General features: G+C 70.9%; 12 protein-coding genes. 10 read left to right on the plus strand and 2 right to left on the minus strand.

Annotation, left to right across the window (positions count from 1 at the left end):
• Positions 1-63 precede the first annotated feature (63 nt).
• A complete protein-coding gene (gene hisC / locus AMYTH_RS0127385; protein ID WP_027932945.1) occupies positions 64-1,116 on the plus strand; it encodes a histidinol-phosphate transaminase in 1,053 nt (350 codons plus the stop codon).
• Here the strand turns inward: hisC and AMYTH_RS0127390 are convergent.
• Positions 1,106-1,867, minus strand: a complete 762-nt coding sequence (locus AMYTH_RS0127390; protein WP_027932946.1) for a sulfite exporter TauE/SafE family protein — start codon at positions 1,865-1,867, stop codon at positions 1,106-1,108. The two genes, hisC and AMYTH_RS0127390, sit on opposite strands and share 11 nt — an antisense overlap.
• Positions 1,868-1,921: 54 nt before the next feature.
• Between AMYTH_RS0127390 and AMYTH_RS0127395 the strand changes: the two genes are divergently transcribed.
• The 6 genes from AMYTH_RS0127395 to AMYTH_RS0127420 all read left to right on the plus strand — a co-directional run bounded on the left by AMYTH_RS0127395 (position 1,922) and on the right by AMYTH_RS0127420 (position 8,021).
• A complete protein-coding gene (locus tag AMYTH_RS0127395; RefSeq protein ID WP_027932947.1) occupies positions 1,922-2,977 on the plus strand; it encodes an Rv2629 family ribosome hibernation factor in 1,056 nt (351 codons plus the stop codon).
• Positions 2,978-3,095: 118 nt separating this feature from the next.
• Positions 3,096-3,530 carry an ATP-binding protein gene (locus AMYTH_RS0127400; RefSeq protein WP_026153703.1) on the plus strand — a complete coding sequence of 145 codons (435 nt, stop codon included), beginning with the start codon at positions 3,096-3,098 and terminating at the stop codon, positions 3,528-3,530.
• A complete protein-coding gene (locus AMYTH_RS0127405) occupies positions 3,527-4,333 on the plus strand; it encodes a SigB/SigF/SigG family RNA polymerase sigma factor (RefSeq protein ID WP_027932948.1) in 807 nt (268 codons plus the stop codon). The genes AMYTH_RS0127400 and AMYTH_RS0127405 overlap by 4 nt, the downstream gene beginning before the upstream one ends.
• 40 nt (positions 4,334-4,373) lie before the next feature.
• Entirely contained in the window at positions 4,374-5,315 is a 942-nt protein-coding gene (ligD, locus tag AMYTH_RS0127410; RefSeq protein ID WP_027932949.1) for a non-homologous end-joining DNA ligase, read from the plus strand.
• The gene (gene ku, locus AMYTH_RS0127415; RefSeq protein ID WP_027932950.1) at positions 5,315-6,295 is read left to right on the plus strand and encodes a non-homologous end joining protein Ku; all 981 of its coding nucleotides are present in this window, start codon (positions 5,315-5,317) and stop codon (positions 6,293-6,295) included. Before ligD ends, ku begins: the two co-directional genes overlap by 1 nt.
• 244 nt (positions 6,296-6,539) lie before the next feature.
• The gene (locus tag AMYTH_RS0127420; RefSeq protein WP_027932951.1) at positions 6,540-8,021 is read left to right on the plus strand and encodes an adenylate/guanylate cyclase domain-containing protein; all 1,482 of its coding nucleotides are present in this window, start codon (positions 6,540-6,542) and stop codon (positions 8,019-8,021) included.
• Here the strand turns inward: AMYTH_RS0127420 and AMYTH_RS0127425 are convergent.
• Positions 8,018-9,025 carry a beta-ketoacyl-ACP synthase III gene (locus tag AMYTH_RS0127425; protein ID WP_027932952.1) on the minus strand — a complete coding sequence of 336 codons (1,008 nt, stop codon included), beginning with the start codon at positions 9,023-9,025 and terminating at the stop codon, positions 8,018-8,020. The genes AMYTH_RS0127420 and AMYTH_RS0127425 overlap by 4 nt on opposite strands.
• A gap of 120 nt (positions 9,026-9,145) precedes the next feature.
• Here AMYTH_RS0127425 and AMYTH_RS0127430 point away from each other — a divergent pair, with 120 nt between their 5' ends.
• The 3 genes from AMYTH_RS0127430 to AMYTH_RS0127440 all read left to right on the plus strand — a co-directional run bounded on the left by AMYTH_RS0127430 (position 9,146) and on the right by AMYTH_RS0127440 (position 11,326).
• Positions 9,146-10,255 carry a winged helix DNA-binding domain-containing protein gene (locus tag AMYTH_RS0127430; protein ID WP_027932953.1) on the plus strand — a complete coding sequence of 370 codons (1,110 nt, stop codon included), beginning with the start codon at positions 9,146-9,148 and terminating at the stop codon, positions 10,253-10,255.
• 37 nt (positions 10,256-10,292) lie between these two features.
• Positions 10,293-10,769 carry an Lrp/AsnC family transcriptional regulator gene (locus tag AMYTH_RS0127435; protein WP_027932954.1) on the plus strand — a complete coding sequence of 159 codons (477 nt, stop codon included), beginning with the start codon at positions 10,293-10,295 and terminating at the stop codon, positions 10,767-10,769.
• 152 nt (positions 10,770-10,921) lie between these two features.
• Positions 10,922-11,326 carry an SsgA family sporulation/cell division regulator gene (locus tag AMYTH_RS0127440; protein ID WP_017986234.1) on the plus strand — a complete coding sequence of 135 codons (405 nt, stop codon included), beginning with the start codon at positions 10,922-10,924 and terminating at the stop codon, positions 11,324-11,326.
• The last annotated feature ends 426 nt before the right edge of the window (positions 11,327-11,752 follow it).

The following is an 11,752-nucleotide window of genomic DNA, read 5'->3' on the forward strand; positions in this document are numbered from 1 at the left end:
CGATCGCGATCAAGTGTTCGGGATAACGTGGCAGCAGCGCGTTCGACCGAAGGAGTGCCCGCCATGTCCGTGCGTACCCGTCCCGATCTCGGCTCGCTGCCCGCCTACGTCGCAGGGCGGACCGTGCCGGGTGCGATCAAGCTCGCCAGCAACGAGGTCCCGGGCGGCCCGCTGCCGAGCGTGCGCGCCGCGATCGCCGACGCCGCCGCGGACGTCCACCGCTACCCGGACATGGGTGTGACGGCGCTGGCGAACCGCCTGGCGCGCAAGTACGACTTCCCGGTGGAGCGCGTCGCGGTCGGCTGTGGCTCGGTCGCGCTGTGCCAGCAGCTCACGCAGGCCCTGTGCGCGCCCGGGGACGAGGTCCTGTTCGCGTGGCGCTCGTTCGAGGCGTACCCGATCGTCACCCAGATCGCGGGCGCGACGTCGGTGAAGGTGCCGCTGGACGCCACGCACACGCACGACCTGGACGCGATGCTCGCCGCCATCACGCCGCGGACGAAGCTGATCTTCGTCTGCAACCCGAACAACCCGACGGGCACCGCGAACCGCCACGAGGAGCTGGTGCGCTTCCTCGACCAGGTGCCGCCGCACGTGGTCGTCGCGCTGGACGAGGCCTACCGCGAGTTCGTCACCGACCCGGACGTGCCGGACGGGATGGAGTTCGCGCGCACCCGTGACAACGTGGTGGTGCTGCGGACCTTCTCCAAGGCCTACGGCCTGGCCGGGCTGCGCGTCGGCTACCTGGTCGGCCCGGCCGAGCTGGCCGAGGTGGTGCGCAAGGTCTACATCCCGTTCAGCGTGAACTCGCTGGCGCAGATCGCCGCGCTGGCCTCGCTCGACGCCGAGGACGAGATGCGCGAGCGGTGCGCGGCGATCGTCACCGAGCGGCAGCGCGTCGCCGACGAACTGCTCGCCCTCGGCTACGAGGTGCCCGAGACGCACGCCAACTTCGTGTGGCTGCCGCTGGGCGAACGCGCGCTCGAGTTCGCCGAGCACGCGCTGGCGAACAAGGTGGTCGTGCGGGCCTTCGCGGGCGACGGCGTGCGCATCACGATCAGCACGCGCGAGGAGAACGAGGCCTTCCTGCAGGCGGCGCGCGGCTTCAGCCGTTGACCACCAGCTGCACGATCGCGGCGATGCCGACCACGACGATCACGCCGCGCAGCACCGGCGCGGGCAGCCGGCGCCCGATCTTGGCGCCGAGCTGCCCGCCGAGGGTGGACCCGACGGCGAGCAGCGCCACCACCGGCCAGCTGACCGGGGCGATGAACGCGTAGACGATCCCGGCGACCACGTTGACCACGGCGGCGAGGACGTTCTTGATCCCGTTCAGCCGCTGCAGCGGGTCGGTGAGCAGCATCCCCATGAACGCCATCAGCATGACGCCCTGTGCCGCGGTGAAGTACCCGCCGTAAATGCCGACCAGGAAGATCAGGAACAACACGAGCCCGCCACGCGAGCCGCCCTTCCCGGCCTCGCGGCGGCGCGCCACCCACAGGGACACCCGCGGCTGGATGATCACCAGCACCACGGCGAGCCCGACCAGCACCGGCACGACCGTCTCGAACGCGTTGGGCGGCAGCGAAAGCAGCAGCACCGTGCCGCACACCGCACCGAGCGCCGACGGCACCGCGTATCGCGCGACCCGCCTGCCCTGGCCGGTCAGCTCGTGCCGGTAGCCGATCGCGCCGCTGATCGTGCCCGGCGCGAGCCCGATCGCGTTCGACGTCGTCGCGGTCACCGGCGAGTAACCGAGCGCGACCAGCACCGGGAACGTGACGAGCGTGCCGGACCCGACGACCGTGTTGATCGTGCCCGCCCACACCCCGGCCAGGAACACGACCAACGCCTCCCACCACTCCATGGCCCCATCAAACCGTGGCGTTTCACGGCGCGAACCGACGGGTAAGAAGCGGGCATGGACACGACGACCTTGCGCCCGCTGGTGACCGCGACCGGTCCGTTCACGTCCGTCTACTTCGAGGACTCGCACGACACGGAGGACGCCGAGAAACAGCTCGAGCTCAAGTGGCGCGAGCTGAAGGACGCGCTGACCGCGCAGCACGCCCCGGACGGTGCGGTGAGCGCGCTGGAGAGCGCGATCCTGGACGGCCCGCGCGCCACCGGCCGCAGCGGCCGCGCGCTGCTGGCCGCAGGCGAACGGGTCCTGGTCGACGAGCACCTGCCGAGCCCGCCCGCGAGCACCATCGCCCGGGTGTCCGACCTGCCCTACCTGCTGCCGCTGGCGCGGTACGGCGAGCTGGCGCTGCCGCACGTGGTCGCCGAGGTCGACCAGGTGAGCGCGACCGTCAAGGCCTTCGACGAGCACGGCGACGAGATGGCCGCGGAGGAGGTCAGCGGCCAGGACCACCCGGTGCACCACACCCGCGGCGGCGGTGAGGCGCACCACCGCATGCAGCACCGCACCGAGGAGGTCAAGCGCCACAACGTCGCCGACATCGCGGGCGTGGTCGCCCGCCTGGCCGAGCAGGCGCACGCGCAGCTGATCGTGGTGGCAGGCGAGGTGCAAGGCCGCAAGGCCGTGATCGACGAACTGCCCGAGGCCGCGAAGTCGATCGCGCGCGAGGCCACGCACTCCGACGTCGCCGACGAGCTGGCCGAAGCGGTCCGGCAAAGCCGCCTGAACGATGTCGTCCAGCAGTTCCGCGGCGCGCTGAACCAGCCGGACGGCCTTGCGGTGCAAGGACTCGAGGCGGTGACGGCCGCGCTGCGCGAGGCCAATGTGGAGACTCTGCTCGTCGGCGATCCGGGCGAGGACATGGTGTGCACGGGTCCGAGCCCGGCGCAGATCGCGCTGGGTGAGGAGGAACTCAAGGCCTACGGCGCCACGGAGATCCACCGGTGCCGGGCCGACGAGGCGGTCCCCGCCGCGGCGATCGCCGTGGACGCGGACCTGGTGCACGTCGACGAGGAGCTCGTCGAGGGGTTCGGCGCGATCTTGCGCCATCGGTGAGGAGAACGGCCATAACTGCAGCTACGGAATGCTTCCGGACGGTAACCGTACCGAGCGAACTTCCCTCGTTCGAGGCATGATGGTTCCGAAGCAACACTCGAACGACGGTGAGGTGAACGTGACGGACTGGGAGCCACCGTCCTTGCGCGCGCAGAACGAGATCGAACTCTGGCTCGGTGCCGACCTGGCACACCTGCCGATCGTCCGGTCGGTGGTGGCGACGCTCGCCACCCGCGCCGACTTCGACCTGGACTCGATCGCCGACCTGCGGCTGGCAGTGGACGAAGCGTGCTCGACGCTGATCACCCGGGCACTGCCGGGCTCCACCATGCGCTGCCGGTTCGTCGTCGAGGACGACGAACTGCGGTTCCAGGGCACGGTGTTGTCGGACAACGACAGCGCGCCGAGCACCAAGTCGTTCGGCTGGCGGGTCCTGAGCACGCTCACGGATTCCGTCGACGCGCACGTGAAGTCGAACGGCCAGGGCCACCAGGTGGACATCGAACTCGCCAAGCGACGTGTCGTCGTGGACGTCCCAGGGGCAGGCGCGTGACCGGTTCCCGGACCGAGCCGACACAACCCACATCGTCGAACGAATACGGCCACCTGGCCCCGCTGTTCGACGAGCTGGCGAGCCTGCCGGCCGATGACCCCCGCCGCGCCGCCCTGCGCGACGAGCTCGTGACGGGGCACCTGCCCCTGGCCGAGCACATCGCGCAGCGGTTCTCCGGGCGCGGGGTGGCGAAGGAGGACCTGGTCCAGGTCGCCACCGTCGGGTTGATCAACGCGGTGGACCGGTTCGACGCCAGCCGCGGCTCGGACTTCCTGTCCTTCGCCGTGCCGACGGTGATGGGTGAGGTGCGCCGCCACTTCCGGGACACCGGCTGGCTGGTGCGGGTGCCGCGCCGGCTCAAGGAGCTGCACCTGTCGATCTCCAGCGCGAGCACCGAGCTCGCGCAGCGGCTGGGCCGCGCGCCGACGCCGAGCGAGATCGCGAGCCACCTCGGCGTGAGCCAGGACGAGGTATACGAGGGCCTGGAAGCGGGCAACGCCTACCACTCGATGTCGCTGGACGAGGTGCTGTCCGGTGACACCGAGAACCTCGCGCTCGGCGACACGCTGGGTGAGGAGGACGCCGGCCTGGAGGGCGTCGAGAACCACGAGGCGCTGCTGCCGCTGATCCAGGAGCTGCCCGAGCGCGAGCGCAAGATCCTCGGCCTGCGGTTCGTGCACAACATGACGCAGACCCAGATCGCGGAGCGGATCGGGGTTTCCCAGATGCACGTGTCGCGGCTGCTCGCCCGCACCCTGCAGCGACTGCGCGACGGGCTCACCGAGCAGGACGGAGAGCTGTGACCAGCGGTTTTGCGAGCGCTTCGCAGGGTAACCGGCGATCATGGCTGATCCCGGGTGGCGCGCGCCGATGCTGGCGACGCTGACCCAGCAGCCGTTTTCCAGGGAGAACTGGCTGTTCGAGCGCAAGCTCGACGGGGTTCGCGCCATCTGCTCGCGCGACGGCGGCACGCCCGTGCTGTGGTCGCGCAACCACAACGACATCAGCGCCGGATACCCGGAACTCGGGGAGGCGCTCGCCGGATCGGGTGCCTCCTCGTTCGTCGCCGACGGCGAGATCGTCGCCTTCGACGGCAACCAGACCAGCTTCGCCCGGCTGCAGCAACGCATCCACCTGACCGACCGGCGGCGCATCGAGGCCACCGGCGTCGCGGTGTACCTGTACCTGTTCGACCTGCTGGCCTTCGACGGCCACGACACGACCGGGTTGCCGCTGCGGCAGCGGAAGCAGTTGCTGCGCAAGGCTTTCGACTGGGGTGGGGTGTTGCGGTACGCCACGCACCGCAACACCTCCGGCGAGGAGTACTTCGCCCACGCGTGCGCGCGCGGCTGGGAGGGCGTGATCGCCAAGCGGGCGGACGCGCCGTACCGGTCCGGGCGGACGACCGACTGGCTGAAGTTCAAGTGCGTCAAGGAACAGGAGTTCGTCGTCGGCGGGTTCAGCGCGCCGGGCGGGGCGCGGACCGGGTTCGGCGCGTTGCTGGTCGGCTACTACGACCGCGGCCGGTTGCGGTACGCGGGCAAGGTCGGCGCCGGCTACAGCGAGGCCACGCTGCGTGAGCTGACCGGCACGCTGACCGGGCTGGAGCGCCGCCGGTCGCCGTTCGACGAGCCGGTCCCCGAGCGCGGGCCGCGCTGGGTCGAGCCGGAAGTGGTCGTGCAGGTGCGGTTTTCGGAGTGGACCGGCGACGGCAAGCTGCGGCATCCTCGGTTCACCGGCGTACGTGTCGACAAATCGGCTACCGAAGTGGTCCGGGAGGCGTGATGGCGCGAGCGATCTGGAGCGGTGCGATCAACTTCGGCCTGGTGACGGTGCCGGTCGAGCTGTACTCCGCGACCGAGGACCACACCGTGCACTTCCGGCAGTTCGAGCGCGGCACGTCGGACCGGATCCGGTACAAGCGCGTGAACGAGCGGACCGGCGAGGAGGTGGCCTACGAGGACATCGTGAAGGGCTACGACCTCGGCGACGGCGACTACGTGCTGGTCGAGCAGGAGGAACTGGACCAGATCGCGCCCGGCCGGTCCCGGTCCATCGACATCGAGTCGTTCGTCGACCTCGGCGAGATCGACCCGCTGTACTTCCAGAAGAGCTACTGGCTGGCACCGACGAAGGAGGAGTTCGGGCGCGCGTACGGGCTGCTCAGGCAGGCCATGGCGGACACCAACAAGGCCGGCATCGCGCGCTTCGTGATGCGCGGCAAGGAGCACATCGCCGCGGTCCGCGCCGGCGACGGTGTGCTGGTGCTGGACACGCTGCTGTTCGCCGAGGACGTGCGGAACCCGGCGAAGGAGCTGAAGAAGCTGCCGGAGAAGGCGGAGCCGCGGGGCCGTGAACTGGAGATGGCGGTCGCGCTGGTGGACTCCATGGCCGACGACTGGCGCCCGGACGACTACCACGACCAGTACAACGAGCGCGTCCTGAAGCTGATCGACGACAAGAAGGCCGGCCGCACGGTGACGGTCGAGGACGAGCCCGCCGAGCCGACGAAGGTGGTCGACCTGTTCGAAGCGCTGTCCCGCAGCGTCGAGCGGCACAAGGGCTCCGGCGGGAAGGACGGTTCGGCTGCCCCGAAGAAGTCCCGGAAGGCGGCGGAGCCGGACCTGTCCGAGCTGAGCAAGTCGGAGCTGGACAAGATGGCCCGGGAACTCGACATCAAGGGCCGCTCGAAGCTCAACCGCGCCGACCTGGAAAAAGCCATCCGCGACGCGCGGCCGGCCCGTTCACGCAAACGCGCTTCCTGACCCGGAGCAGGACGGGTCCACCGCCGAACGCATCGGCAGCGCCGCCACCGTCCCGAACGCACTCACGCTCCCGTCGCGAACGCCCCGGCGCCGACCGAACCGAGCCCGACCGCCACTCCCCACCTTCTCGCCGGCGGTCCGAGCCTCACCGCCGGCCCATTTCCACCGAACCGCCAGGCCCGCCCGCCGATCCACTCGCCACAACAACGCGCCTTTCCCCCGCCGCTGGCAATACGATCACTCCGTGCCGAAGTTCGCCCAGCTCGCGAAGTTCCGCGTGGTGCTGCGCACCGGGCTGGGGTTCGTCGTCCTCGGCGTCGGGTCGAGTGTGTGCGGCGCGGCGGCCGTCTGGCTGCTGCTGTTCCTCCAGGGCATCCCCGCCGACATGGGCGACCGCAACTGGGTCCTGCTCACCTGCGCCGGCGCGTACGTCCTGCTCTCGGTGCTCGTCGGCTCGGTGTGGACGGCGATCCTGCACCGTCGCACCGCCGTCTGGTTCGCCCAGGGCCGCCGCCCGACGCCGCCGGAAGCTCGCCGCGCGCTCCGCCTGCCCCGCGACCTCGCGCTGGTCAGCGGCACCCTCTGGCTCGGCGGGACGATCATCCTCGGCACCCTCACCAGCATCCTCGGCTCCGCGCTCGACACCCTCGGCGTCACCCTCGCCGTCGGGCTCGGTGGGCTGCTCACCGTCGGCCTGATGTACCTGGCCGCGGAGTGGGTCGCGCGGCCGATCCTGATCCTGGCGCTCGAGGTGAGCCCACCGCGCAACGCGGTGTCGGTCAGCGTCCTGTCCCGGCTCGCGATCACCTGGGCCGTAGCGAGTGGGGTCCCGCTGCTCGGCGTGCTGATCGTCGCCGCGCCACCGAACATCGGCAGGGCCGACGAGACCTCCAGCCTGATCATGCTGTCGATCGTCGGGCTCGTCAGCGGCGCGATCGGCACGGCGCTCCTCGCGCGGGCGGTCGCCGCGCCGCTGCGCCGGTTGCGGATGGCGGTCGGCCTCGTCACCCGCGGCCGCAAGGACGTGTCGGTGCGCGTGGACGACGCCAGCGAGATCGGCTCGCTCCAGGTGTCGGTCAACAGCATGGTCGCCGGACTGCGGGAACAGGACCGGCTGCGGGACCTGTTCGGCAGGCACGTGGGCATCGACGTCGCCCGGCACGCCCTGGAACACGGGGTGTCGCTGAGCGGTGACGTGCGGGAGGTCGCCGCGTTGTTCGTCGACGTCGTGGACTCGACCGCCCTGGCCTACCGGCTGCCGCCCGAGGAGATCGTGCGCAAGCTGAACCGGTTGTTCGACAGCGTGGTGTCGGCCGTCGACGCCCGCGGCGGGCTGGTGAACAAGTTCCAGGGTGACGCCGCGTTGTGCGTCTTCGGCGCGCCCACGCGGCTGGCCGATCCGGCGACCGCGGCCATGTCAGCGGCGCGCGCCATCCGGGACGCGGTTCGCGAGGAGGGCGAGCTGGACCTGGGCATCGGCGTCGCGTGGGGACCGGTGTTCGCGGGGCAACTCGGCAGCCGCAGCCGGCTCGAGTACACGGTCATCGGCGACGCGGTGAACGAAGCGGCGCGGCTGACCGAGCACGCGAAGCACGTGCCCGGCCGCATCCTCGCCAGCGACACCCTCTGGTCCCAGGCCGCATCCGGCGAGCAGGCCCGGTGGACCCGGCACGAGACGGTCCAGCTCCGCGGGCGGGACACCCCAACGAAGACCTGGACGAACTAGGCCTCGCCGCCCGGCTTCACGTCGGGCCAGGTCAGCAGCGTCGAACCCCACGTCAGGCCGGCGCCGAACGCGGTCAGCAGCACCCGGTGGCCGGGCTGGAGCTCACCGTCGTCGCAGGCGTCGGCCAGCGCGAGCGGGATCGAGGCGGCGCTGGTGTTGCCGACGCGCTCGATGTTCGCCACCACGCGGTCGTTCGGCATGCCCAGCTGTTTGGCGGTGGCCTGCAGGATTCGGATGTTCGCCTGGTGGCCGACGAACCGGTCCACGTCGCCGACCCCGAGCCCGGACCGCTCCAGCACGGCACGGGCCGATTCGGCCATCCGCGCGCAGGCATGACGGAACACGGCCGTGCCCTGCATGGTCAGGTAGTGGTCGTGCGGGTCGGCCGACTGGCGCTGCTTCGCGCCACCGGCCGGGACGATCAGCAGGCCCGCGTTCTCACCCTCGCTGTGCAGGTCGAACGGCCCGAGCGCGCCCGGCTCGTCGGCGGTCCCGGCACGCAGCACGACTGCGCCCGCGCCGTCACCGAAGATCGGGACGGTGGTGCGGTCGGCGGGATCGCAGTAGCGGCTGAACGCGTCCGCGCCGACGACGAGCACGCGGCCGGCGACGCCGCCCGCGATCATGCCCGCGGCCGTGGCCAGTGCGTAGATGAAGCCGCTGCAGACGGCGTTGACGTCGAAGGCGGCGACCCCGCTGAGCCCGAGCCCCGAGGCCACCTGCGGCGCGCTGGCCGGGCAGAGGTAGTCGGGCGTCGCCGTCGCGAGCACCACCGCGTCGATCGCGTCCGACCCGGCGCTGCGCAAGGCGTTGCGCCCCGCGGCGATCGCCATGTCTACAGTGGACACATCGGGGTCGGCGATGCGGCGCTCACCGATGCCGGTGCGCGCGCGGATCCAGTCGTCGGAGGTGTTCAGGTGCCGGGCGAGGTCGTCGTTGTCCACCACCCGCGGCGGCAGCCAGGCTCCCAGCCCGGCAAGGACCGCGTGGTGTCCGTCATGCATGGATTCACTTGTAGGGGCTACCCCTGGGTAGACCGGTGAGTTGTGTTCCAGGTCACAAAACGCGGCCACGAAAGGACTACGCGGACCGGAACTGTCACCGGTAAGTTCTAGGGTTCGGCCATGCCGGACACGCTGGGGCAGCGCGCCCTGAACCGGGCTCTGCTCGCCCGTCAGCTGCTGTTGCGCAGGACGAAGCTCACACCGCTGGAAGCCGTCCGGCACCTGTGCGGACTTCAGGCGCAGGCGCCGTTCCCGCCGTACTACGGGTTGTGGTCGCGCCTGCACGGTTTCCGGCCGGAGCAGCTCGGGCAGCTCCTGCTCGACCGGCAGGTGGTGCGGATCGCGTTGATGCGCGGCACCGTGCACCTGGTGGCGGCGGACGACTGCCTCTGGCTGCGCCCGCTCCTGCAGCCGCTGTTCGACCGCGACATGCGCACCAACGCCGCCTACAAGAAATCGCTTGCCCCGGTTGACCTGTGCGCGGTCGCGGAGCAGGCGCGCGCGTTGCTCGCGGAGGAGCCGCGCACCCCGGCCGCGCTGGGGGAACAGCTCGCGCGGGTGTGGCCGGACACGCCGGCGTCGGCGCTCGCGCACGCCGCCCGCGGCCTGCTCCCGCTCGTGCAGGTCCCGCCGCGCGCGGTGTGGGGCCGCAGCGGGCGGACGACTCTCGCGACGGCGGAGGACTGGCTCGGGCGTCCGCTGGAGCGGAACGCCTCGCTGGACGATCTCGTGCTGCGCTACCTGGCGGCGTTCGGGCCGGCGAGTGTCGCGGACGTGCAGGCGTGGAGTGGCCTGACGCGGCTCGGCGAGGTGGTGGACCGGCTGCGCCCGCGGCTGCGTGTGTTCCGGACCGAGCAGGGACGCGAGGTGTTCGACCTGCCCGAAGCGCCGCGTCCGGACCCGGCCACGCCCGCGCCGCCGCGGTTCATCGCCGAGTTCGACAACCTGCTGTTGTCGCACGCCGACCGGACTCGTGTGCTGCCGGACGACGCGCGCAAGCGGGTGTTCGGGGTGCCCAACGGGGTGTTCCCCGGGACGGTCCTGGTCGACGGGCTGGTGCGCGGCAGCTGGCGGATCGTGCGCTCGCGGGCCGGGGCGACGCTGGAGGTCGAGCCGTACGGGCGTGTCTCCAAAAAGGACCGGGATGCGCTGGAGAGCGCAGGGGCGCGGCTGGTGCGTTTCGCTGTCGGCGAAGATGCCTGCGACATCCGCTTCGCCGCCGTTGCGTGAGCCGCGTCGCAGACCCGGTTTTGGTTACGATGCGGTTGTGCCCGCCGCTGACCTGGACAAACTCGACTACGAGATTTTGCGACGCCTGCAGGACGACTCGCGAACGATCGCGGAGACGATCGGCGCCGAGGTGGGTCTGTCGGCTGCCGCGGTGCAGCGCCGCATCAAGCGGTTGCGGCACGCCGGCGTGATCTCGCGGGAGGTCGCGGTCATCGACCCGCCATCGGTCGGGGTCCACATGACGTTCATCGTGATGGTGGAGATGGAGCGCGAGCGGCTGGAGGTGCTGGAGGCGTTCCGGAAGCAGGTGCTGGCTGATTCCGCTGTGCAACAGTGCTACTACGTTACGGGTTCGGCGGACTTCATCCTGGTCGTGCAGTGCCGGGACATGGGCGAGTTCGAGGCGTTCACCCGCCGGATGTTCTTCGACAACGGCGAGGTGCGTCACTTCACGACGAGTGTCGCGATGGACCGCGTCAAGGTGGGCCTGTCCGTTCCCCTGAACGGCGGCTGATCGCGACGCTCCGGCGTGTTACAGGTTCGAAGATTTTGCAACCGATCGCGTGAAACTCGTCCGCGACGCATCATTTTCGGGCTCCGCTTACATCTCATCGCTGTCCGACCCGTTCGCGCCGGGAGCGCGAACAAGACCGCGAGAGGTGGCACGTGAACACCGATACCGTCACCCAGAGCCAGTTCGTGTCACTCAACGGCTCCAGTGCTCCAGTCCTGTCTCGACTGTCGTACGTCGCGAGCGAGCCGTTCGCCGTGAACATCGCGTTCCGGACGGAGCGTGGCCGTTGGGTGGAGTGGACCTTCGCCCGGGAGCTGCTCGTCACGGGCCTGCGGGAGCCCTCCGGCATCGGCGACGTGCGAGTCCGGCCCGACCTGTCGACCGACGAGGGCATCCTCATCCTGGAGATCGAGTCCCCCGACGGCTACGCACTGGTCGAAATCGAGCGCGAGGACGTCGAACGCTTCCTGGACGCCGCTACGGAACTCGTCCCCCTGGGCACGGAGAGCGACTGCTTCGACGTGGACGCCTTCATCGACGAGATCACAAACGTCTGACCCTGGCACCGCAACCCCTCGCGGCGCCGGGGTCACCCCCCGGCTGCCTCCAGGAGCCAGGCTGACTAGGCCCACACCACCCCGGCGCCCGGCTGGTCCCCACGGTCAAGTTGCCCCGTTGGCACCACGACTCGACAGCCAGCAACTCGACACCGGGCACGCCCCGCGCATCGGCAACTCGAGGTCTCGGCATCTCGGCATCTCGGCATGTCGGCGCGTCCCCACACCGACATCGCGGCAGCCCCGCCGCCGCGCCACGTCGCTGCCCCGCCACCGCGCCACGTCGCTGCCCCGCCACCGCGCCACGTCGCTGCCCCGCCACCGCGCCACGTCGCTGCCCGCTACCGCGCCACCTCACGACGGCACGGCGGCACGGCGGCATGCCGCCCACCACGGCACCGGCGGAGGTGTCGAACCGGCGGGCCA

It is taken from the genome of Amycolatopsis thermoflava N1165 (assembly GCF_000473265.1).
In the GTDB taxonomy this organism is placed as follows: Bacteria; Actinomycetota; Actinomycetes; order Mycobacteriales; family Pseudonocardiaceae; genus Amycolatopsis_E; species Amycolatopsis_E thermoflava.